This window comes from Methylobacillus sp. MM3, assembly GCF_001645185.1.
GTDB lineage: Bacteria > Pseudomonadota > Gammaproteobacteria > Burkholderiales > Methylophilaceae > MM2.
In genome coordinates this window covers 698111-719461 of sequence record NZ_LXTQ01000001.1, presented here as the reverse complement: position 1 = coordinate 719461, position 21351 = coordinate 698111, and the positions used below count along the sequence as shown (strand labels likewise).

Annotated in this window: 21 protein-coding genes; 6 read left to right on the top strand and 15 right to left on the bottom strand. The window is 59.8% G+C overall.

Going from position 1 to position 21351, the window contains the following annotated elements:
- Position 1 precedes the first annotated feature (1 nt).
- From narI to A7976_RS03415, 5 genes are read left to right on the top strand one after another with little or no spacing between them, the layout of a single operon-like run.
- Complete coding sequence (narI, locus tag A7976_RS03435) at positions 2-694, top strand: respiratory nitrate reductase subunit gamma (protein WP_067106866.1); 693 nt, start codon at positions 2-4, stop codon at positions 692-694.
- A 12-nt stretch (positions 695-706) separates the two neighbouring features.
- A complete protein-coding gene (locus A7976_RS03430; protein WP_067106863.1) occupies positions 707-1402 on the top strand; it encodes a carbonic anhydrase in 696 nt (231 codons plus the stop codon).
- 30 nt (positions 1403-1432) lie between these two features.
- The gene (locus A7976_RS03425) at positions 1433-2755 is read left to right on the top strand and encodes an alginate export family protein (RefSeq protein WP_067106860.1); all 1323 of its coding nucleotides are present in this window, start codon (positions 1433-1435) and stop codon (positions 2753-2755) included.
- Between the two features lie 11 nt (positions 2756-2766).
- Complete coding sequence (gene mobB, locus A7976_RS03420) at positions 2767-3324, top strand: molybdopterin-guanine dinucleotide biosynthesis protein B (RefSeq protein ID WP_067106857.1); 558 nt, start codon at positions 2767-2769, stop codon at positions 3322-3324.
- On the top strand, positions 3321-3845 hold the full coding sequence (locus A7976_RS03415) for a c-type cytochrome (RefSeq protein WP_067106854.1): 525 nt from the start codon (positions 3321-3323) through the stop codon (positions 3843-3845). The genes mobB and A7976_RS03415 overlap by 4 nt, the downstream gene beginning before the upstream one ends.
- Before the next feature lie 69 nt (positions 3846-3914).
- On the opposite strand, the gene A7976_RS03410 is transcribed toward A7976_RS03415, so the two are convergent.
- The 4 genes from A7976_RS03410 to A7976_RS03395 all read right to left on the bottom strand — a co-directional run bounded on the left by A7976_RS03410 (position 3915) and on the right by A7976_RS03395 (position 7412).
- Positions 3915-4157 carry a DUF2789 domain-containing protein gene (locus tag A7976_RS03410; RefSeq protein WP_067106851.1) on the bottom strand — a complete coding sequence of 81 codons (243 nt, stop codon included), beginning with the start codon at positions 4155-4157 and terminating at the stop codon, positions 3915-3917.
- A 217-nt stretch (positions 4158-4374) separates the two neighbouring features.
- Positions 4375-4638 carry a hypothetical protein gene (locus tag A7976_RS03405; protein WP_067107385.1) on the bottom strand — a complete coding sequence of 88 codons (264 nt, stop codon included), beginning with the start codon at positions 4636-4638 and terminating at the stop codon, positions 4375-4377.
- Positions 4631-5329: an MOSC domain-containing protein gene (locus A7976_RS03400; RefSeq protein ID WP_067106847.1), complete on the bottom strand. Its 699-nt coding sequence runs from the start codon at positions 5327-5329 to the stop codon at positions 4631-4633. Before A7976_RS03400 ends, A7976_RS03405 begins: the two co-directional genes overlap by 8 nt.
- A gap of 211 nt (positions 5330-5540) precedes the next feature.
- The gene (locus A7976_RS03395; RefSeq protein ID WP_371440599.1) at positions 5541-7412 is read right to left on the bottom strand and encodes a methanol/ethanol family PQQ-dependent dehydrogenase; all 1872 of its coding nucleotides are present in this window, start codon (positions 7410-7412) and stop codon (positions 5541-5543) included.
- Positions 7413-7726: 314 nt separating this feature from the next.
- On the opposite strand from A7976_RS03395, the gene A7976_RS03390 reads away from it, so the two are divergent.
- Positions 7727-9202 carry a PLP-dependent aminotransferase family protein gene (locus tag A7976_RS03390; protein ID WP_067106843.1) on the top strand — a complete coding sequence of 492 codons (1476 nt, stop codon included), beginning with the start codon at positions 7727-7729 and terminating at the stop codon, positions 9200-9202.
- Positions 9203-9218: 16 nt separating this feature from the next.
- Here A7976_RS03390 and A7976_RS03385 read toward each other — a convergent pair whose 3' ends face one another.
- The 11 genes from A7976_RS03385 to A7976_RS03335 all read right to left on the bottom strand — a co-directional run bounded on the left by A7976_RS03385 (position 9219) and on the right by A7976_RS03335 (position 21189).
- Positions 9219-9725, bottom strand: coding sequence for a nitrous oxide reductase accessory protein NosL (locus tag A7976_RS03385; protein WP_067106840.1), 507 nt, complete (start codon positions 9723-9725; stop codon positions 9219-9221).
- Entirely contained in the window at positions 9722-10537 is an 816-nt protein-coding gene (locus tag A7976_RS03380; RefSeq protein WP_240483775.1) for an ABC transporter permease, read from the bottom strand. Before A7976_RS03380 ends, A7976_RS03385 begins: the two co-directional genes overlap by 4 nt.
- Complete coding sequence (locus A7976_RS03375) at positions 10534-11445, bottom strand: ABC transporter ATP-binding protein (protein ID WP_082877954.1); 912 nt, start codon at positions 11443-11445, stop codon at positions 10534-10536. The genes A7976_RS03380 and A7976_RS03375 overlap by 4 nt, the downstream gene beginning before the upstream one ends.
- Positions 11426-12688, bottom strand: a complete 1263-nt coding sequence (locus tag A7976_RS03370) for a nitrous oxide reductase family maturation protein NosD (RefSeq protein ID WP_067106835.1) — start codon at positions 12686-12688, stop codon at positions 11426-11428. The genes A7976_RS03375 and A7976_RS03370 overlap by 20 nt, the downstream gene beginning before the upstream one ends.
- A complete protein-coding gene (locus A7976_RS03365; protein ID WP_240483774.1) occupies positions 12685-14985 on the bottom strand; it encodes a 4Fe-4S binding protein in 2301 nt (766 codons plus the stop codon). Before A7976_RS03365 ends, A7976_RS03370 begins: the two co-directional genes overlap by 4 nt.
- An 86-nt stretch (positions 14986-15071) precedes the next feature.
- Positions 15072-17030: a TAT-dependent nitrous-oxide reductase gene (nosZ, locus tag A7976_RS03360; RefSeq protein ID WP_067106832.1), complete on the bottom strand. Its 1959-nt coding sequence runs from the start codon at positions 17028-17030 to the stop codon at positions 15072-15074.
- Positions 17031-17165: 135 nt separating this feature from the next.
- Complete coding sequence (locus A7976_RS03355) at positions 17166-17597, bottom strand: putative zinc-binding protein (protein WP_067106829.1); 432 nt, start codon at positions 17595-17597, stop codon at positions 17166-17168.
- A 244-nt stretch (positions 17598-17841) separates the two neighbouring features.
- Entirely contained in the window at positions 17842-18300 is a 459-nt protein-coding gene (locus A7976_RS03350) for an SCP2 domain-containing protein (protein ID WP_067106826.1), read from the bottom strand.
- 27 nt (positions 18301-18327) lie between these two features.
- Entirely contained in the window at positions 18328-19215 is an 888-nt protein-coding gene (locus A7976_RS03345) for a U32 family peptidase (RefSeq protein ID WP_067106824.1), read from the bottom strand.
- A gap of 8 nt (positions 19216-19223) precedes the next feature.
- Positions 19224-20225: a peptidase U32 family protein gene (locus A7976_RS03340; RefSeq protein WP_067106821.1), complete on the bottom strand. Its 1002-nt coding sequence runs from the start codon at positions 20223-20225 to the stop codon at positions 19224-19226.
- A complete protein-coding gene (locus A7976_RS03335; protein ID WP_067106818.1) occupies positions 20215-21189 on the bottom strand; it encodes a TIGR01212 family radical SAM protein in 975 nt (324 codons plus the stop codon). The genes A7976_RS03340 and A7976_RS03335 overlap by 11 nt, the downstream gene beginning before the upstream one ends.
- Positions 21190-21351 lie beyond the last annotated feature (162 nt).

The following is a 21351-nucleotide window of genomic DNA, read 5'->3' as shown; positions in this document are numbered from 1 at the left end:
CATGAACCTGCACAATTTTCTTTACGGGGTCTATCCCTATATCGCGCTTTCCGTGTTCCTGCTCGGCAGCATCCTGCGCTTCGACCGCGAGCAGTACACCTGGAAAAGCGATTCCAGCCAGCTCTTGTCCAAGGGTAACCTGCGCGTTTCCAGCAACCTGTTCCATATCGGCGTGCTCGCGATCTTCGGCGGCCATGCGGTGGGTTTGCTGACGCCGCATGGCTGGTTCACTGCGCTGGGCGTATCGGACATGGCGCACCAGATGGTCGCCATCTGGGCTGGCACCATCTTCGGCCTGCTGGCGCTGACGGGCGGCGCGATGCTGTGGCTGCGCCGCATGTTCAATGCGCGCGTGTCGGCGGTGAGCCGCCGTACGGACAAGTTCATCCTGAGCTGGCTGCTGCTGACGCTGATTCTGGGGCTGTCGACGATTCCGGTCTCCATCGGGCATGCCAACGAGGGCAATCCGGGCGTGATGATCGCGCTGGCCGAATGGGTGCAAAGCATCGTCTACCTGCACCCGAACCCGGCGCTGCTGGCGGAAGTGGACACCATCTTCAAGGTACATCTGTTCTTCGGCATGACGGTGTTCCTGGTGTTTCCGTTCACCCGCATGGTGCACGTATGGAGCGCGCCGTTCGGCTACCTCGGCCGGCCTTACCAGATCGTGCGCAGCAAACGCAGCTTCCGCTAAAGAAAGCGAACGATGCGTGACGTCAGCAAGTTCGTACAAGGCTTCAAGCGTTTTCAGCATCATTACCTGGGCAATCATCACACGCTGTTCGACCGTCTGCTTGAGGAAGGACAGCGCCCCCGGGCCCTGATGATCGCCTGCTGCGATTCGCGTTGCGACCCGGCACTGCTGACCGATTGCGACCCCGGTGACATGTTCGTGGTGCGCAACGTGGCCAACCTCGTGCCGCCGCACGTGCAGGCGACGTTCTTCGCCGCGACCAGTTCGGCCATGGCGTTCGCGGTGCGTAATCTGGAGGTCGAGCACGTCATCGTGATGGGCCATGCCCGCTGCGGCGGGATACGCACGCTGATGGCCAACCGGCCGCCGGAGTGCGACGAGGAGGAGCTGATCGCCAAATGGCTGGGTATCGCAGCGGATGCGCGCGCGCAGGTGTTGCAGGAGTTGCCGGGCAAACCCGAGGAAATCCAGACGCAGGCGTGCGAGCAGGCCGCCATCCTCATCTCGCTGGAGAACCTGCTTTCGTATCCCTGGATCCGGCGACGTGTAGAGGAGGGCAGCCTGGCGCTGCATGGCTGGTATTTCGACATGGAGCGCGGCGAGCTGCTGCAATATCGCCCCGCGACCGGCCGCTTCGAAGTGCTGGTGCCCAACCTCAACCTGCACGGCGAGGCATCGTTCGAGCAGATCGTGGCGCCGGGCATTTAAGAAACAATCACTATCCTATGGGAGAGCATCATGAGCCGTTATAAAACGACGAGTCGCCTGCTGGCTGCTCTGGCCGTCTGCACCTTGGCCGCGCCCGCGCTGGCGGCCGATCAGCCGGCTGCGCTGGGGTCGTTGATGGAAGCCATCACGGCCGGCAAGCCGATGACCAACTTCCGCCTGCGTTACGAGCACGTGGACGACGATGTGCCGGCACATACCGAAAATGCCGACGCCTGGACGCTGCGCAGCCTGATCGGCTGGCAGACCGCGCCGTTCCATGATTTCAGTGTGGCCGCGCAGATCATCAACGTGGCGCAGTTCAACGACGATTTTTATGATACTTCCAATGGCGTTTTCGGACGCAGCGCAGCGGTTCCTTCGGATAAAACGCGATTCCCTGCGGTCGCCGATCCCGACGATACCGACATCAACCAGCTGTTCGTGGAATGGGCAGGGCTCCGCAACACCAAGCTGCGCCTGGGCCGCCAGTCGGTCAAGCTGGACAACGTGCGCTTCATCGGCAACATCGAGTTCCGCCAGGTGATGCAGGTGTTCGACGGTGTCGCGCTGGAAAACAAGGGCCTGCTGCCCGACACCCAGATCTACCTGGCGCACTTCGCCGGGCTCAAGCAGATCACCACCAAATACCGCAGCGCCAATGTCGAGATCGCTAACCTGAAGTACAGCCTTTCCCCGAGCGAAAGCATTACCGGCTACGGCTACTTCATCGACTGGAACGGCGAGTTCAAGGCCACCAATCCGGCACCGTTCAACGAGACCGCTTCCAATCGCACATTGGGCCTGCGCGCCGACGGTGCCCATGCCGTCAACCCCGGCTGGAAGGTGCTGTACACCGCCGAGTATGCCAAGCAGGACGACTACCGCGACGGCAACGACAACATCGATTCGCACTATCTGAAGCTGGGCGGCGGCGCCCAGTTCGGCACCTGGTATGCGCGTCTCGACCATGAAGTGCTGTCCAGCAACGATGGCCGCTCTGCATTCCAGACGCCGCTCGGCACCAACCACCTGTTCCAGGGCTGGGCCGACCTGTTCCTGGTGACGCCCAACCAGGGCATCAAGGACACCTTCGTTTCTTTCGGCGGCAAGGTGATGGATGTCCAGTTGACCGGCGAATATCACTGGATCAATTCGGATGAGGATTTCACCACGCCAGCTGGCGCCGGCACTGGCGACCAGTATGGCAAGGAACTGGATCTGGCGGCGGCCTATACCTACCAGAAGTGGATGGGCAAGGTCGAATACGCCCGTTTCCAGGAAGACGACATCTACAGTGCGGCTCGCAAGCGCGATACCGAGAAGCTGTGGCTGACCGTGATGTATACGTTCTGAGGAGTCTCTGTATGTTCAATATTCCTGTAATCGGAATCTGCGCTCAGGCCAGCGGAATGGGCAAAACCACACTGATTGAAGCCATGTTGCCGGCACTCGCTGAATATGGAGTGAAAGTCTCCATCATCAAGCAGACGCACGCGGAATTCGATCTCGACCGCCCCGGCAAGGATAGCCATCGCCTGCGCGCAGCCGGTGCGGGGCAGGTGCTGCTGAGCTCCGAGAATCGCTGGGTACTGATGACGGAGCAGAAAAACGATCCATCGGATATCCGGCTGATGGAAATGGTCAGGCACCTCGATCCCACGCTCGCCGACCTGGTGCTGGTGGAAGGATTCCGGCATGCGCCGATTCCCAAGATCGAAGTGTTTCGCCCTAGCCTTGGCAAGTCGTTGCTGGCATCCACCGACGCGCACATCATTGCCGTTGCCAGCGATCTTCCGGTCGTGACTTCACGCCCTGTACTGGATTTGAATACGCCCGCGACCGTAGCGAAATTCATTGTGAAGTGGTGGGCAAGGCAGCAAATGCATGGAATGAAACAATACTCGACCGGGGAGGTGTTATGAAAAGCAAGATGACAGTCGGCAAGAAGACGTTATTTGTATCGCTGCTCGCAGGCGCAGGCATCATGCCGCTCGAAGCAGGTGCGGAATGTAAATTCGAGTCGGTCAGAGGAGGCAACCAGCCGTTCGAGGTCAAGCCGACTGAGAGCGATACGCCGGAGGCGAAGCACTTCCTGAAGACGTGCATCAACCCTTATACCAAACTGTATGTGGCCAACCCTGAAAAGGCCAAGGCCGGCAAGAAGAAATTCGGGTTCTGGTCCTGCACCCAATGCCATGGCGGCAATGGAGGCGGTCAAACCGGCCCGAGCATCCTGGACGATACCTGGCAATATGCCAGGATCGTGAACGACAAGGGCATGTTCGAAATCATTGCGGGTGGTTCCGATGCAGGAATGCCGGCCTGGCATCAGCAGGTGGGCGGCAACCCTGAACTGATGCCGACGGACGATATTCTTCAGATCATTGGCTGGCTGCGTTCAGGTTATAAAGGGAACGATCCTCAAAAACCCTGGCTGGATTAAAGCCGGGGCCCATAAAAAATGGCCACTCCGGTGGCCGTTTTTTATGAAGTCCGAGCGGACTTTTGCATGTCATCCAGGCGCCACATGCAGCGCCGCATTCAACGCATCCACTATCTCGGCCCAGTCGCTGTCATCCTGCACTGCCTCGCGCAGGAAGCTGGCTTGCGAAGGAGTCCAGAACGGCGCGTCATGCAGCGCGAGAGCATGCGGGAGCGGGGCATGGGTTTCCAGGAACAGGCGAACCTGCTCGGGGCTGCTGTCGAGCCCAAGTTGTTCAAAAAGCGCCTGGAATGAATGAAACTGATACTCCATGGCTGTTCAGTATAGCGCGTCCGGCGCTTCAGGGGATGCATTGAAGCATGATATGGGTGTACCGCGGACGCCGCTTGGCGGGATGCTTGTCGGATAGCGGCAACGATCCGGATTCTGCCAGCGCGCGGTCGATTGGTTACGTGTTCGTCATGTCCGCGCCATCCATGAGGTCCACCATTTCAGGTGGGCACCTCAGTCTGCCTCAGCCATGGCCGGACTATTTTGCTGGTCCATGTTCATTATCCGTAAGAATGACGGGCTCGTAGATGGGCTCGCACGCCAGCAAACGGACGCCATCCGGGCCGCTTTCAAAAATGCGCCGATCTTCGGTCGCCACGAGCAATTCCGAACAATATCCTTTTTCAGGGGAAAAGCGGAATAGGAGGTCCTGGATAGCCTCATGCGCCCATGGGCTGTCGACATCGATGCGGCACCAGAGACGTTTGTTCTTCCAGACATTGATGCGGTACTGTTTATGCATGATCGCCGGAAGGCCCATTCATGCGTTTGCCCCAATCCTCGACCTGGCCGCTTGCTAAGCGATTCTCGATGAGCTTTCGCCAGGGCGGAGTCAGCGGCAACTCCAGAGCATGCTTCAAGGAAGGAAAATCAAGCGTCTTGTAATAAAGCAGTTCCATCAAACGCCACAGTGTCCATTCGGGATACGGCCGGGCAATGAGCGTTATTTTATCGCCCGCAGCCAGGGTTCCTGATTCCAGCACCCGGCAATAAAAGCCGGTACGCAAGCTTTTCTGTACGCGCAGTGCCATATCGCATACACCGAAGCGGTCATTCAGCTTCCAGCACGGCTGGCGAGACTGAGAAATCTCAAATAAGACGCTGCCTATCCGTAGCTGATCGCCAAGACATAAGCCGTTTTCGGTCACGCCTTCCGTGCTGAGGTTTTCGCCGAAAGCCCCGGGAGTTTTCAGCAAGGGCATCGCGCCCAGTTGGCTGCGCCAATAACTATAATGCTCGATGGGGTAAACGTGGACGGCTTTATCCGGGCCGCCATGAACGCGACGGTCGCCTTGCTCGTCGCCGTCGAGGCCCGCATGATGAATCGTCACTGTTCCCGCGACAGCTTTCTTGTTGATCGCGCTGCAGCTGCCAGCTCTTGTATAAGGTGCTGCCTGCCCGATAAGTACGGTGTTAACGGTGCCCAGTTTCATGATGCGGTAAAAGTGTCGTGAGGTTTTTCGAAGGCCAGATATTGACTGTAATTTTCTGGTGGATGCATTTGAAAATACTCCCAAGAAAAAACCCCCTCCTGTGAAGGAGAGGGTGAGGGTCAAACCTCCGAGCATGGAGATTCAACATGGAGCCTGAGTGCCCGGCCGATCGACTCGGCATGCGGCCGGCCGGGCGGTTGCTACATACTTCTTACAGGGCGAACACGTTCAGTGCACCGCCGCCAGGAGCAGCGTTGTACTTGGTCAGTTCCTTGTAACCGCCAGCGGCACCGAGTGCATCGGTGTCAGTGGTCAGGCCCAGGTTCATCGCCACGCCAGCCCAGCCGCCGATACCGGACAGCACGCCAACGTATTGCTTACCCTTGTGGCCGTAGGTGAAGGCATTGCCGATCACACCGGAACCCACTTGGAACTTCCACAGTTCCTTACCGTTCTTCGCGTCAACAGCCTTGAACCAACGGTCCAGGGTGCCGTAGAACACCAGGTCGGAAGCGGTGGCCAGAGCGCCGCCCCATGCGGAGAACTTCTCCTTGTTGTACCAGACACTCTTGCCGGTCATCGGGTCGTAAGCGGCAAAACCGCCCATCACGCCATCCGGACCCGCAAACATGGTCAGGGTCGCACCCACCCACGGTTGGCCGGCAACGTACTTGGACTCAACCGGTTCGTAGGTCATGCAGACATGGTTGAGCGGCGAGTACATCAGGCCGGTCTTGGGGGAGTAGGCGGCAGGCTGCTGATCCTTGGTCCCCAGGGCGGCCGGGCAGATACCCTTGGCGTTGTAATCCTGATGGGTGGAGTACTTGCCGTCCTTGTGCGGCACGCCGGATTTCAGGTCGACGTGGGTAGCCCAGTTGACGAAGGGGTGCACTTTCTCGGCCACGACCAGCGATCCGGTATCGGCTTCAAAGGTATAGGCGAAACCGTTGCGGTCATGGTGCCAGGCGTATTTCTTGCCACCCTTGTCGAACAGGATCACTTCATTGATGCCGTCATAGTCCCACTCGTCGTGCGGAGTCATTTGATAACCCCACTTGGCGATACCGGTGTCCACGTCACGCGCGAAAATGGTCATGGACCACTTGTTGTCGCCAGGACGCACGTCCGGGTTCCATACGGACGGGTTGCCGGTACCGTAGTAGACAAGATTGGACTTAGGATCGTACGGCCACCAGCCCCAGATGGAGCCACCGCCGTGCTGCCAGCCGTCCTTGACCGCTTGCGGCTTGAGCCAGGTCTTCACGCCCAGGTCGGTTTCCGGATATTTCAGCTGCTCCTTGGACAAGGCCTTGAAGGAGCCGCCTTCCTTGTTGCCGCCGTTGACGTCCTGATAGACGGACAGTGCGCTGTAGTGAGGATTATCCTTGTTGAAATCCTTGCCGATTAGCACATCGCTATCCGGGCCGGTGCCGTATGCGCGCCATGCCAGCGAACCGTCCTTGAGGTTGTAGGCGGACATGTAGCAGCGAACGCCGAATTCGGCACCGGAGCAGCCGATCAGCACCTTGTCCTTGATCACATGCGAAGCCGTGGTGGTCGTGGCGCCGATTTTCGGATCGACAACCTTGACATCCCAAACCTTGGCGCCGGTCTTCGCGTCCAGAGCGACCAGCGTGCCGTCGTTTTGCGTCAGGAGAATCTTGCCGTCGCCGAAGCCCAGACCGCGGCTCACGTTGTCGCAGCACAGAACTGCCTGAACGGACGGATCCTGTTTCGGGAAATAGGACCAGACGATCTTCTGGTTGTCGTTCAGATCCAGCGCGTACACGTTGTTCGGAAACGCGGTGTGCACATACAACATGTTGCCGACAACGACCGGGGAACCTTCATGGCCGCGATTGACGCCTGTAGCGAAGGTCCATGCCATCTTCAGGTTCTTGATGTTGCCCTTGTTGACTTGCGACAGCTTGCTGTAGGCCTGGTTGTTATGCTGGCCGCGCGGGTGAGCCCAGTTATTGGCATCGGCCATCGCTTTTTCCTGGTCTGGCGCCGCTGTCGCCGCCATCGGGGCAGCGAGGGTCAAGCCTGCGGCAAGCCCAATGATCAGATCCCTTTTTTTCATGTTCATCTCGTTTCTCCATAGTGTTTGACTGCCTGTGAGCATGACTCCGCATCGACTTCCGAACCGGCTCTCGCAATGCGTGAGTCACTCCCTGGTGCCTGCATGCCTCCGGAGGCCGGACACATGACGGAGGCGCCGTCCCGTATCGTTGGCCCGATCCCGAGGCATGCTTCTCCAGCAAGCGAAGCCACTGTATCCAAGTCGAGTCCGGCCAAAATCCTCCTGATTTGAAAAAATGGATGGTCCAGGGCGTTGAGTCCGGGTCGCTGTGTTAAGTTAGGCCATCCGCATCAAGGGCCAGATCAGGGAGGGCTATGCTGCGTCCATGGAAACTCAAGGTAGACATCCGGCGCGATGCCGGCACGGCGATCTACCTGCAGATCGCACAGCGCGTCATCGAGGAAATACAGCGAGGAAGACTGGTGCCCGGCACAGCGCTGCCCGGCACGCGCGAATTGGCGGAGGATCTCGGCATCAACCGCAAGACCGTTGTGCTGGCTTATGACGAACTGGTGGCGCAAGGCTGGTTGTCGGCCGAGGGCAAGCGCGGCACCTTCGTGTCTTCGGCCATTCCTGCGCTGGACGAGGTTTTTCCGGTTTCAGCCCCGCCGGCAGCCAGGAGCGAGGCGCCCCGTTACACCCTCTATGGCGCGGAAATGCCCGCCGATGTGCCGCAGGCGCGCGACATGCTCGATTTCGGTGACGGTGTTCCCGACACCCGGCTCATTCCCTACGAAATCATCTCGCGCGCCTTTCGCCACGCGCTGATCGTCTCCGCGCGCGCCAACCGGCTGGGCTACGGCGATCCGCGTGGCACGCCGGCGCTGCGCGAGGCCATCGTGTCCATGGTCAATATGGAACGCGGGTTGAACGCAAGTCTGCAGAATGTCTGTACGGTGCGCGGCAGCCAGATGGGCATATTCCTCGCCGCGCGCCTACTGGCGAGACAGGGCGACGCCGTGGTCATGGAAGAACTGAGCTATCCGCCGGCCAGGGAGGCGTTCCGGGCGTGTGGCGCCCAGGTGTTGAGTGTCGGCCAGGATGCCCAGGGACTGCGGGTGGATGAATTGGAGGACATCTGCCGCCGGCAGCGTATCCGCGCCATCTATGTGACGCCGCACCATCAGTTTCCTACCACCGTGATGATGTCGGCGGATCGCCGGCTCAAGCTCCTGATGCTCGCCGAGCAATACGATTTTGCGATCATCGAGGACGATTACGACCACGAGTTTCATTTCTCGCATCATCCTGTCATGCCGCTCGCCAGCCTGGACCGCTGGGGGCGGGTGATCTATGTGGGTTCGCTTTCCAAGGTGCTGGCGCCGGGCTTGCGCGTGGGCTACCTGATCGCGCCGGCCAGGGTCATCGACTGCTGCGCGTCGGAGATCATGCTGATCGACCGTCAGGGCAATGCCGTGACCGAACTGGCGGCAGCGGAGCTGCTGAGTTCGGGTGAGGTGCGGCGCCATGTCCGCCGTACGCTGAAGACTTATAGCGAACGCAGGGTTGTCGCGGGCGAGCTGGTCGCGAAAGAACTGGGGCGCGCGGTGACATTCGACCCGCCGGATGGCGGGCTCGCCCTGTGGCTGCGCCTCGACGAACGCTACGATATCGACCGGCTGGTACGCGACGCAGCGAGCCTGAACGTGCGCATCCTGTCCGGCGCGGAGTTTTCCGACCCCGGCCGCTCCATTCCGGCAATCCGGCTCGGTTACGGCAGCCTGGACCAGGGCGAACTGGCGACCGGAATCCGTCGGCTGAGTCGCGCGCTACAGATGCAATCGCCCTGAGCGCGCGGCCGATGGCTTACATGTGTTCGTCGTGTCCCGCGCCGCCGGTGAGATCCACCATTTCAGGCGTGACTTCCTCGAATTTCAGCACTTTTCCGCCATACTGGCCGGCAAAGCCTGTTGCTGCCTGCTGCTCGGCAAACGTGGCGATGGTCGGGCCCATCGAACCATTTTTGTTGCTGCCAACCACGAACCATGCCTTTTTTGCATCGATCCAGTTGTCTTCGGGCTTTTCCCAGTCCGCTTTTGCCATGTCCTGGGTGAAGATGCCGGTGATGCGCTTCTGCTGTTCCGGCTGCAGGTAGATGGAGAACATTTCCGTCGTGTCGCAGAAGAAATCCGGCTCGCCGCTCGCATAGTGAATCTGCCCCTTGGGGCCGGGAAAATCGGCGAGGATCATGCCGTCCATTGAGCAGGCCGTGCCGGTCTGGATGACGAGCGGCTGGACGGCGGCTTCGGGTTTGCTGCAGGCGGCCAGCGCGGCGGCCAGGGAAAGCGCGAGGGCAAGGCGGGTAAACGTCATTTGAATCTCCATTGAGCAACGGCGAGGGGCGCGATAATCCAGCCGACCATCATGCTCCCGAGTAGCCAGGGGTTGGACAGGCTGGCCGGGAACACCGTGGCCAGTCCGTAGAAATTCTTCAGGTCTTGCATGTTGAAGATATTGAGCAGGCGGAAAATGTCCGCCGGATTGAGCAGCAGCAGGACGGGAAACAGCGCTTCGCCGAATGTGCCGCCGGACAGCACCAGCACGCCGAGCAGGCCCAGATCGTAAACCAGCACGAACAGGAACCACACCGCGATCGCGGCGCCGCTGGCACGGGCGCGGTCCTTTGCGATCACCGACACCATCACCGCGAGGCTGAGAAACACCATGCCGAGCAGGATCGCGCTCAGCATGAAGCCGGCGTAGTGATACAGCGCAGTGCTGTCCGTCTGGCGGGCGAGCAACAGCCCGACCAACCCGAAACCGGCCAGCGTGGACGAGGCGAGCGCCAGCGACAGGCCGGCAAACTTGCCCAGCAGCAGTTCCAGCCGTGTAATCGGCATGGAGAGCAGCAGATCGAGCGAGCCGCGTTCGCGCTCGCCGACGATGGCGTCATAGCCCAGGATCAGCGCGATTAGCGGGATCAGGTAGATGACCAGGCTGACCAGGCTGGCGATGGTGAACTCGATGTTGCGGAAGCCTACTTCGCCCTGCTGCGCCGCGCCGAAGTAGGTAATGGCGAGCGCGAACAGCGTGAAGATGGCGGCCACGGCGATCACCCAGCGATTGCGGATGCGGTCGCGGAATTCCTTGGCGGCGATGGTGCGAATCTGTGCGAATTCGATCATGGCTTTGCATATCCGAGAAACACGTCTTCCAGCGACGGTTCGCGCACCACGATGTCGTGGACGTTTTCGCCCAGCGTATTGATGCGGCGCAGGAGTTCCATTTTATGGGCGCGCTGGCAGCGGATGACGGTGGTGTCGTCCTGCGTGTCCATCGACTCGATGACGGTACCGTTCAATGCTTCTTTCAATGCCTGCGGTGTGCATTGCAGCCGCAGCCGGATGGTGAGCGGCAGGTTCACGCCTTCGCGCAGTTCCTGCACCGTGCCCAGCGCATGCAGCTTGCCGGATTTCATTACCGCGAGACGCTGCACGCGTTCCTGGATTTCGGAGAGGATGTGCGAGGTGATCACCACCGTGACGCCTGTCTGATTGAGCTCGTTCAGCATCTGGTAGAACTCGCGTATGCCTTCCGGGTCGAGGCCGTTGGTCGGCTCGTCGAGGAACAGGATGCGCGGGCTGCCGAGCAGTGCCTGGGCGAACCCCAGCCGCTGACGCATGCCCTTGGAGTAGCCGTCCACGCGCCGGTGGCTGGCATGGCCGAGCCCGACTTTTTTCAGGAGGGCAGGGCATGAGTCGCGGTCGCAGCCCTTGAGCGAAGCGAAAAACTGCAGCGTTTCCAACCCGGTGAGATTGTCGTAGAAGGCGAGATTCTCCGGCAGGTAGCCGATGGCCCGACGCAACTCGCGGAAGGCGCTGCCATGTACCGGCGTGCCGTGGATGCGGATGCTGCCGGCAGAGGGCGGAATCAAGCCCAGCATCATCTTGAACAGCGTGCTCTTGCCGGCGCCGTTATGACCGATGAGGCCGACGGTCTCGCCTTCGAAAATATCCAGGCTGACGCCGTTGACCGCGTGCACGGGGCCGAAGTGGCGTGAGACGTGGCGGATTTCAATGACGTTGTTTGGCAAGCCAAGGCCTCCAGTCCGAATGAAACGGCCGCATGCGCGGATGTTGATCGACGATGCTGGTCGCGCGCAGCAGCGGAAATTGCCGCGCCACCATGCGCAGCGTTTGCACCGCGGGGCTGTTCAGCAGCAGCTTGACCGCCGGATATTTCCAGGTGAGGCGGTCCACGATATCGCTGGCCTCGTAGGCTATGTCGCCCGTGCCGTCGCCGTCACGGTCCCAGCCCAGGTAATTGCTCCAGTAGTTGCCGGTCTTGCCGCCCCATTGCTCATCGCGGCTGGCGACGTAGCGAATCTGTTCGCGGTTGTGGATCAGGTCGTTGCCTTCGACTGTGTTGTTGATCGAGCCTGCCCATACATGCATGCCCACGCGATTGCCGATCACCAGGTTATTACGCAATGTGTTGTATTCGGCATCGTAAATGAAAAAGCCGCGGCTGTTGCCGGCGACGACGTTGTTTTCAACCACCGAGTCCTGGATGGTGCGCAGCATGATGCCGTGGTCGGAGTTATCCCAGGCCTGGTTGTTGCGCACGGTCTGGTTGCGCACTTCCATCAGCGCCAGCCCGCCGCGATTCTTGAAGCTCTGGTTGTTCTCCCACACGTTGAAGTTGGAGTTCATGTAGTGCGTGCCGTAGCGCAGGTGGTGCAGGCGGTTGCCGCGAAACAGTGCATGGTCGGAAACGTCGACGTAGATCCCGTCGCGGGTGAAGCTGACGTGATTGTCGATGATGGCTGCATGCTGCGAATTGTAGAGCTGGATGCCGTTGCCGCGCTGGGCCGAGGCGAGGCCGCGCATGCCGGTGATGTTGTTGGCGATCACCTGCACGTTTTTCACTTTTTCAATCCACAGGCCGAACAGCGTGTAGTTGATCACGTTGTTGCGAATCACTGCGCGGTCGCTGCCGGGTTCGAGATAGATGCCGGCATTTTGTTTGGTGAGGTTGTGCCCGCTGTTGCGCACGATGAAGCCTTCGATGATCACGTCCGGCGATTTGATGCGGATCACGTCGCCCTCATTGCCGCCGTCCAGCGTTGGACGGTTCACCCCTTTGAGCGTCAGCGGCTTGTCGATCAGCAGGCGCTCGCGGTAGTGGCCGCGCTCGACCAATATTGTATCGCCCGGTACCGCGTCGGCAATGGACGTGGCAATCGACTGCCCCGGCTGCACCGTTAACTCTGCGGCGCAGGCGATATTCGCCGCCAACGCTGCCGACAGGCCGAAGCTGATGGCCGGATGTCTCATGCCGGTTTGGCTTCCTTTTTCGGCGGGCGGCCGATGCTTTCCACCGGGATGAAATAGCCCTGCGCGTTGATGGGCGTCAGCGGCAGGCCGTTCTTTGCACGTTGCTTGCGTTCCTTGGAAAGCGGCGGGCAGGCGTGGTCGTCGTAATACATCACCATGCAGTCGAGGCACAGCAGGCATTCGCGCTGGTCGATCTTGCCTTTTTCGTCGATGGCCAGCGAGCCGCAGCCGGCGGCGCAGGCGTGGCAACTGGTGCATTCCGATTTGCGCTTCAGCGCGATGCCGCGGAACTGGCTGGGAATCGCCAGCCCGGCGCCCAGCGGGCACAGGTACTTGCAGAACGGCCGTTCGGTGAACATCGACAGCCCGAACAGCGCCAGCCAGAAGGCGACGAATGGCCATGAACGGTTCCATACGCCGACCAGGAAGGTAGTCTTGAACGGCTCCACTTCGGCCATTTTCTCTGCGATGCCCATCGAATAGAACGATGTTGCCAGCAGCGTGAGGAAGATCGCGTATTTCAGCCATTTCAGCTTGTCGTGCAGCGTTTTTGGCAGCATGAACTGGAAGCGGCGGAGCGGCGTGGCACTGGTGATCTTGTACAGCAGTTCCGACATCGAGCCGTAAGGGCAGAGCCAGCCGCAGAACAGCCCACGGCCCCAGATGAAGACGGTGATGATGATGAACCACCAGAACACGAAGATGTACGGATCGGACAGGAACAACTCCCATTTCCACTGGAAGAGCAGCGAATGGACCCAGGTGAGAATGTGGGTGACGCTGGGCTGTGCCATCAGCCCGAAGCCGAGTACGCCGATGCTGATGATCCAGATGGCGTACTTGGGGATCGACACCCAGCGCTTGTCCTTGTGATTGGCGCGCCGTACCAGGTGGTCGCGGAACACGTGCACGAGGGCGGTGATGACCAGCAGCAGCGTGAACAGCACGATGCCGACTTTTTTATCCTTCCAGATCTTGAGCCAGGTCGGGTCCGGCTTGATTACTTCCGGACGGCCGCCTTGCAGCATGTGCTCGGGCGTCCAGTATTCATGGTCGAAGTTGGCGAAGGTCTTGTTGCCGGTCTGTTTGTCGATCTTGTTGCCAAGGAACACCAGGCTCCAGGGGTAAGCCGCGCTGAAGCTCGGGCTGCGTATGATGAAGATCGCGGATTCGTTGTAGGACGGTGCCCCTGCGGCCTCGACGTTGTACAGGTTGAGATAGTCGGTGTCGCGGAAGGTGAAGGTGTCCATGTCCTGCGACACCTGCACGCGGTCATAAATGCCGCCGCGCACGAAGCCGGAGCCCTTGAACGAGGCGCTGCCGTTGGCGACGATGAAGATTGCATGCTCGTTGGGCTTGAGTTCGCCCATCAGGCGCTCGTAGACACGGTCTCCGAGGATGCTGCGGCCGATGTCAGGAGCATTCAGGTAACCGAAATACGCATCGAGGTACGGCTGGCCGTTGCCCTCGATGCCGACATCTTCGGCGGAGATGGTGAGGCGCTGCAAACTGCCTTCATCCAGCAACGCGTCCCAGCTTTTCTTTCCCGTGGCAGGAGTGAAGTCGGCCTGCGGGCGCGGCTTGGACTTGATGATGCCGACCTGCTTGGCGACTTCCAGTGCGCTGCGCATCACCACCTGGTTTTCCGCAATTACCGTCACGGTGGCGCCGCTGATCGCGTCGATGCCGATGTAGCCGCCCTCGGCCCGTGCCTTGCCGATCTCGATCTTGTCTGCGGCGTTCTTGCCGAGGAACTGCTTGATGAACTTGGTGAGTTCTCTTTCGGGGATGCCCACCAGCAGGATGGGTTCGCTGTGCTTGAGGATGCGGATGCCAACGATCTTGCCCAGAGTGTCCATGCCGATCAGCGTAACCACCGGCTTGCCGGAATAGGCGGGGATGTCGACGATGTCGGTAGAGAGGAACACGTAGCCCAGCAGTTTCTTGCCGTCATCGTCCGCATAGGCTTCGACGTAGGATGGGCGGCCCTTGCGCAGCGAAAAGCTTTCGGCGCCGGGGAAGGCGTCTTCGCAAGGGGCGTAGGCGCACAGATCCGGGTCGGTGGAAAGCTCGACCGGCAGCGGAGCTTCGTAGGAGCCCGCGTGCCTGGTCTCATGGTGTTCAGGCTTGTCGCCTTCGTCGGAATCCGCCAGGGCCAGGCCGGAAAGGAAGAGCGCGAAGCCGAACAGCAGCACTGCGAACACCTGCGTCATTGCCCTGGAGGGACGATCTGGCCCATTTTCATGCAGCCGCTGAACCATGCTGTAACTCCGCTGGATGATATGGTCGTAGTGCATGATTATAGTCCTTGAGCTGGAGCGACTCCCGAAAAAAAAGGGGCTGGCCTGGCGGCCCGCCCCATTGCCGCTCTAGGGAATTACGATTACTTCTCGACAATGAAACGGCTGCGCATTTCCAGGTGCAGTGCGTGGCAGAAGTGCGTGCAGTAGAACCAGAAGAGGCCCGGCTTGTCCGCTACGAAGGTGACCGAGTGCGTCTCCTGCGGGTTGACGATGAAGTTGATGTTATGTTTTTCGAGGCCGAATCCGTGGGCCAAGTCTTCCACCTTGTCATGGTTGGTCAGCGTGATGGTGACCTCGTCGCCCAGCTTGACGCGGATTTCCTGCAGGCTGTAGTTCGGGGCCTGCGAGGTCATGTACACGTTCACCTTCTTGCCGTGGCGCTCGACGCGGCTGTCACCGAACGATTTAACCGCATTGGGGAAGTCGTCCATGTTGTAGATCTGCTTGGTTTTGACCACGTCGGCGCGGACGATGATCGCATCATGCGGTTCCGGATACGCGGTATGGTCGTGGATCAGGCGCATCTTGTCGCCGCGGATGTCGATCAGTTGCTCGGTCTCGACGTGCAGCGGGCCGACCGGCAGGAAGCGGTCCTTGGAGAACTTGTTGCCGGCGTTGAGGTACTTGCCGTCGGCTTCCTTGGTCTCGCCCATGGAGGCGTAGGTGTGGCCGGGCTGATAGTGTACGTCGATGCGATCCAGCACTGGCTTGGCATTCTTGTCGCCCTTGAAGTGCGCAATCGATGCGTCCACGTTCCATTTCACGATCTGGCTATCGAGGAACAGCGAAGTGTAGGCGTTGCCCTTGCCGTCGAAGGCGGTGTGCAGCGGACCCAGGCCAATTTCCGGCTCGGCGACCACGGCGTCGCGCGGATTCTTCAGTTCGCCGGCAAAGTACTTGTGCACCAGCTCGGTGGCGATCACGGTGGCGGTCGGCGACAGCTTGCCGGAGCAGACAAAATACTTGCCGTCCGGGGACAGGTTCACGCCGTGCGGGTTCTTCGGCACCGGGACGTAGCAGGTGAGTGCAGTCTTGGGATCCTGGTTGGCCGCCTTGGTACCATCCACAACGGGCACCTTGGAATCGCCGATAGTGAAGCTTTTTCCGGCCTTGACGGCGGACTCGATGCGTTCAATGTTAAGAAAAACGCAAGCGTCATGCTCAGCAGACATCATATCGGCCAGCACTGCACCCCCCTCGGTATTGTACTGGGTAGCGGCTGCAAGTTTACCGTCGTAGGAGCTGGCAAGTAGTTCCATGTTGCCGTCGAGCTTGACCTGCCAGCGCACTTCCATACTTTCTGCATCGACACAGGTAAACAGGGCGTACCACTTGCTAGGATCGTCTACGTCACGACCATCATTGACTTGAGGAATATGGAACTCTGCACCGCAGAACACACGCGTTGTGTAGTTGATATTGGGATCGACCGGGTCGCACTTATCCGGGAAAATGCCGTGGAAGCCCTGCACGTTGGGGAGCTCCGTGATCTTGTCGCACTCCATGTGATCCATGCGGATGCGCGCGATGCGGGAATTGAGCTTATCGTTGGTCCACAAATATTTGCCATCGTAGGTGCCATCTTTGTAGGAACCGTGCACGTGATGCGTGTCGCCGGTCATGTACTTGAGGCTGCCGTCGGGCTTGGTGCCAATGACCTTCTTTGACTCGTTGGTGATGCCCCAGCCTACCATCGGGTCGATATTAAATACGGGGATGCGCTTCAAGGTGCGGCCGGAGGGCAGGCCGTAAATGCGCATCTCACCATTGTGTCCGGCGCTGGAGAAAATATAGTATTCGTCGAGCTTGCCGGGGTGAATTTCGAATTCCCCCGGGGCAACCGAGCGGCTGGCATCGCCATGCGCTTCAGCGGCGGTGCCAGCAGGTGCGGCAGGGTCGGATTTCTTGCAAGCTGCAAGGCCCATTGCCATGCCGGCGCCGGCAATCGTGGCCATGGCCGTCGTGCCCAGGAACTTCCTTCGGCTCTCATCCTGCACATGCGGCTGGTTGTTGTTAATGTCCTGTTCGCGGGTGTCCATTGTCTTCTCCTATGCATTGACTCTTGGTCGAATATGCGACCGTTTGTCGCACCGTGAGGCATTGTAGCAGCCAGAATAGGAGGATTTCTTGATCAAGGTCAAGAAATAGGATGATTAGGTCGGAAATATCCTTTTTTACTGGGATTTGATTTTCTTCGGCGGCGCGTCGGGCATTTCCGGCGGATTTTCGCCTCGTAAACGACGCGCCTCGATGGCCACTTTATCCGCTATGCGGTCGGCCTGTTCGCGATCGAAATCCGCGTGATATTTTTTCTTAACGCCCTGTTCATGCAGGAGCAGATGATAGTCGGCCGAAATTCCGCGCTGCTCGAGGCAATGTAGCGTACAGGCAAGCGGGCAGCCATCCAGCGCGACGATCGGACGGCCGGAGCGGGCAATATTGACGAGATGCGGAACATTGCCGCCCACACCTGAAATGCAGGACATCTCGGCTTCGCCGTCGCGATCCAGCTTGAGCGCGATGTAATTGGCGGTTTGCGCGGCGCTCGAACAGCCGGAGCAGGAATACACGAGCGGCAGGTTTTTGTACTCCTGGCGTTGTGCCATCATCACTCCTTTCCGATGCTTCACTATCAGCTCAAGGACTATCCTTGAGCAAGACTCTGTAAAGAATAGATTTCTGCCGGTTTCCAGCTGACTGGTACCCAAAAAACATCTCCTCATTGCATCGCAGCGAAATCTGCGTCTTGTTGTTCTGTGTGAAACAATTATGAATATGGATTAACGTTGTTTCCTTGATCTGGATCAAAAAATAGGGGAAGAGGGTCTGCAATGCCGCAACGCGTGCTGATTACAGCCGCAACCTGGCCAGCAGGCTTCCGGGCGACAACAATGCCTGCAGCCATTCGGGCAGATTCAGTCCATCCAGCGTGTTCTTGGCGATCAGCCCCAGCTCGGTATTGCCTTCGACCAGCAGGCGGCGGCTGAAGAACAGCGCGTCCGGGTCTTCCTGCCGCGATGCGAGCAGGTAAAAATCATGCGCGGTCGCGGCGATGGCAAGGTCCGGCTGCTCCGTGTCCGCGATGGCCTGAAACCCGTCGTCGCCCACCGTGAAATGGCATGTGACGCCGATGTCGCTGACGCGTATCGCGATCCGCTTGCCATGGAGCGGCAGGAAATCCTGCCGGTCGATGGAGCGCCGCAGCGCCAGGTTGAGGATGCGTGCCAGCACGAAGGAAGGCGGCAAGGTTGGCAGGCGCGACACCACGGCGGCGAGCGGCGCGGGAAAATGAAAGATGGGCAGTTGCATGGTCATTTCCTTTAGTGTGAACACGCCTTAATAAGCGACGGTCTGTTCGATGCCGGCCCGGCCGTGCCAGTAGCCGTCGCAAGGGGGTTCGGGCAGAAGCGGCGCAAGTTCATGCGCGGCCTGCTGCGGCGCCGAAGCGCCGTCCAGTGCGGCGCGGAACAGCGCCACCACCTCGCCGGTATTGTCGGGCTGCGGGCTGATGCGCAACACGTCGACCAATCCAGACATGCTTTCGAGTGCCGCGAGCAGGCTGTAGACGCTGGCGGATTGGGTCTGCGTGCCGTTGAGCGCGAGGAAAGACTGGCCTTCGCGTGTTTTCAGCGTCATGCCGTAGGGGTTTTCGATGCAGCGGAACTGGCAGTTGTCCTTGGGCAGATTATGGCGGCGCGCAGTGAAGCAGCGTGCAGAAAATGCCAGCGGCATGCGGCCATAGGCGAAAACTTCGGTTTCGAGGCCGCTGGTATCTTGCGCCAGCAGTTCCGCCAGCATGTCGCGCGACATTTCCAGCGGCATGACCCAGCGCGCGGCACCGGCTTCGGCAAGGATTTGCAGTGTTTGCGGGTTGTAGGTATTGATGTGCGGCCCGGCGACGAACGGCCGCCCGGCCATCAGCCCGACTGCGCCCATGTCGTTGGCTTCGATAAGAAAGCGCCCATTGTCGGCGAGGCGTCGCAGCATTTTCAGGTCGGATTCCGATTCGATCAGCGCCTGAGTCGAGAGCACTACTTCCTTGCCCGCATCGGCGAGCATTTCCGCGGTTTTCAGCCAGTCGTCGGTGCGAAACTCGTGCCTGCGCGAACACACGGTTTCGCCGAGGTAGACGATATCCACCGGCCAGCGCGCGGCCTGGGCGTAAAAGTCCAGCATCGTGTCGCGCGGCCAGTAGTAGAGGAGAGGTCCGAGTGAGAGTTTCATGACTATCCTTATTTCCATGGCCGGTGATAGGCACCCAGCGTGTGCTGCTGCCCTTCGGACAGCTTGCCGAGCTGCGCGGCCCAGATGGGCTGCACGGCATAGGTTTCGGCATTCCGCCGGGCGGCGTCGATTGCCGTGCGCCAGACCCGGGTGACTTGCTCCACGTAAGCCGGGCTGCGCTGGCGGCCTTCGATCTTGATGGCGGCGATACCCATGGCGATCATTTCCGGCAGCAATTCCAGCGTATTCAGGCTGGTCGGTTCCTCGATCGCGTAATAGGTTTCGTCCTCCACTTCGAAACGGCCCTTGCATAGCGTCGGGTAACCGGCTTTTTCATTGGCTTCGTAGCGGTCCAGCAGCACATTGTTGAGGCGCGACTCCAGTCCATTGCCCGTTTGTTCCCAGCGCACCGCCTTGGCCGGCGAACATACCCCGGCGGTGTTCGGCGATTCGCCGGTGGCATAGGAAGACAGCACGCAGCGACCTTCCACCATCACGCACAACCCGCCGAAGCCGAACAGCTCGATTTCCACCGGCGTGTGTTTCACCACTTGTTCTACTTGCGCCAGCGACAGCACCCGCGGCAGCACCGCACGCTGGATGCCGAAATGCTCGTGGTAATAGTTGATGGCCTCGTAATTGGTGGCCGAGCCTTGCACCGAGAGATGCAAACGGAGTTGCGGCCAGGTGCGGCTGGCATAACGCATCAGGCCGGGGTCGGCCAGGATGACGGCATCCACGCCGACTTCGGCCGCCATATCTACTGCCTGCTGCCAGCGCGACCAGGTCGCGGTTTGCGGAAAGGTGTTCAGCGCGAGCAGTATTTTTTTGCCCTTGGCGTGGGCGTAGCGCACGCCTTCCTGTGCCGCCGCAAAGTCGAAATTGAGACCGGGAAAGGCGCGCGCGTTCGTGTTGTCGCGAAAGCCCATGTAGACGGCGTCCGCGCCGTGGTCGATCGCGGTTTTCAGGGCCGGCAGGTTGCCGGCAGGACAGACCAGTTCAAGCGACATGTAATTCCTCGATCATTTCAAAAGACAATCCTGTCCGGCTGCCTTGCCGGGTGCCGCGTCGGCGAAGCTCCTGCTCGATGCCGTTCAGCACGTTCCATTTTTCCGCGCACCACATCGGCGCCAGCAGAATGTCGCGCGAGGCGGTGGCGGTGACGCGATGAAAAATCACGTCTTGCGGCGTGCGCTCGATCAGGTCGGCGGCGATGCGGATATAGTCCGTCTTGGTGAGCGGCTGGTAGCCGCCGCGCCGCCACTGGTAGGCGAGCATGGTGTGCTTGACCACGTGCAGCGGATGCAGCTTGAGGCCGTCAACGCCGACATCCAGCACCGCATCCAGCGTGGCGTGGTAATGCCGTTCGGTTTCGCCCGGCAGGCCGATGATGAGATGCGTGCACAGCGGAATGCCATGCTGCCGGGCCGCGATTGCCGTGGTGCGGTATTCGGCGAAGGTATGGCCCCGGTTCACGCGCTCCAGCGATTCGTCGAAGGCGGATTGCAATCCCAGCTCCAGCCACACCTCGTGGCCTTCGCCACGCAAGCGGTTGAGCAGATCCAGCACTTCGGCCGATACGCAATCCGGCCGGGTGCCGACCGAAATGCCGATGATGCCGGGCTGTTGGAGCGCGTCGCGGTACATGGTTTCCAGTTCAGCGACATCGGCATAAGTATTGGTATAGGCCTGGAAGTAGGCGATGAATTTATCGGCCCGCGTGCGGCGGTGAATCCTGGCCTTGGCCTGTGCGATCTGCTCGACGACGGCTTGCCGCGTATCCGCCGCCGGGCTGAACGACACGTTATTACAGAACGTACAGCCGCCGGTGCCCTTGGTTCCGTCGCGATTGGGACAGGTGAACCCCGCGTCCAGCGCAATCTTGTGCACGCGCTCGCCGTAACGTTTGAGCAAATCCTGCCCATAGCTGTTCAGCCGGTGTGCGAGCGTGACATCGATGTTTTTCTGGGTCATTTCCTGTGCGGCGCTGTGCGACTTAAAAATAAGACTATCATATCCTATATTGCGGAGAGAGCAAATCGACTACAATGGTTGTAATTAATAAATAACTATATTTATCAGCCTATTAGCATGTTTTATTTTAAATTTAATTGATCCATGTCAAGAAAGTCCAAG

Bases quoted from the DNA above. Each gene is read 5' to 3' on its own strand.
- narI (WP_067106866.1), top strand. From the start codon at position 2: ATGAACCTGCACAATTTTCTTTACGGGGTCTATCCCTATATCGCGCTT.
- A7976_RS03335 (WP_067106818.1), bottom strand. From the start codon at position 21,189: ATGACCCAGAAAAACATCGATGTCACGCTCGCACACCGGCTGAACAGC.
- nosZ (WP_067106832.1), bottom strand. From the start codon at position 17,030: ATGGACACCCGCGAACAGGACATTAACAACAACCAGCCGCATGTGCAG.
- mobB (WP_067106857.1), top strand. From the start codon at position 2,767: ATGTTCAATATTCCTGTAATCGGAATCTGCGCTCAGGCCAGCGGAATG.
- A7976_RS03355 (WP_067106829.1), bottom strand. From the start codon at position 17,597: ATGGCACAACGCCAGGAGTACAAAAACCTGCCGCTCGTGTATTCCTGC.
- A7976_RS03410 (WP_067106851.1), bottom strand. From the start codon at position 4,157: ATGGAGTATCAGTTTCATTCATTCCAGGCGCTTTTTGAACAACTTGGG.
- A7976_RS03385 (WP_067106840.1), bottom strand. From the start codon at position 9,725: ATGACGTTTACCCGCCTTGCCCTCGCGCTTTCCCTGGCCGCCGCGCTG.
- A7976_RS03340 (WP_067106821.1), bottom strand. From the start codon at position 20,225: ATGTCGCTTGAACTGGTCTGTCCTGCCGGCAACCTGCCGGCCCTGAAA.
- A7976_RS03380 (WP_240483775.1), bottom strand. From the start codon at position 10,537: ATGATCGAATTCGCACAGATTCGCACCATCGCCGCCAAGGAATTCCGC.
- A7976_RS03350 (WP_067106826.1), bottom strand. From the start codon at position 18,300: ATGCAACTGCCCATCTTTCATTTTCCCGCGCCGCTCGCCGCCGTGGTG.
- A7976_RS03430 (WP_067106863.1), top strand. From the start codon at position 707: ATGCGTGACGTCAGCAAGTTCGTACAAGGCTTCAAGCGTTTTCAGCAT.
- A7976_RS03365 (WP_240483774.1), bottom strand. From the start codon at position 14,985: ATGCACTACGACCATATCATCCAGCGGAGTTACAGCATGGTTCAGCGG.
- A7976_RS03390 (WP_067106843.1), top strand. From the start codon at position 7,727: ATGCTGCGTCCATGGAAACTCAAGGTAGACATCCGGCGCGATGCCGGC.
- A7976_RS03370 (WP_067106835.1), bottom strand. From the start codon at position 12,688: ATGAGACATCCGGCCATCAGCTTCGGCCTGTCGGCAGCGTTGGCGGCG.
- A7976_RS03395 (WP_371440599.1), bottom strand. From the start codon at position 7,412: ATGAAAAAAAGGGATCTGATCATTGGGCTTGCCGCAGGCTTGACCCTC.
- A7976_RS03345 (WP_067106824.1), bottom strand. From the start codon at position 19,215: ATGAAACTCTCACTCGGACCTCTCCTCTACTACTGGCCGCGCGACACG.
- A7976_RS03405 (WP_067107385.1), bottom strand. From the start codon at position 4,638: ATGCATAAACAGTACCGCATCAATGTCTGGAAGAACAAACGTCTCTGG.
- A7976_RS03415 (WP_067106854.1), top strand. From the start codon at position 3,321: ATGAAAAGCAAGATGACAGTCGGCAAGAAGACGTTATTTGTATCGCTG.
- A7976_RS03425 (WP_067106860.1), top strand. From the start codon at position 1,433: ATGAGCCGTTATAAAACGACGAGTCGCCTGCTGGCTGCTCTGGCCGTC.
- A7976_RS03400 (WP_067106847.1), bottom strand. From the start codon at position 5,329: ATGAAACTGGGCACCGTTAACACCGTACTTATCGGGCAGGCAGCACCT.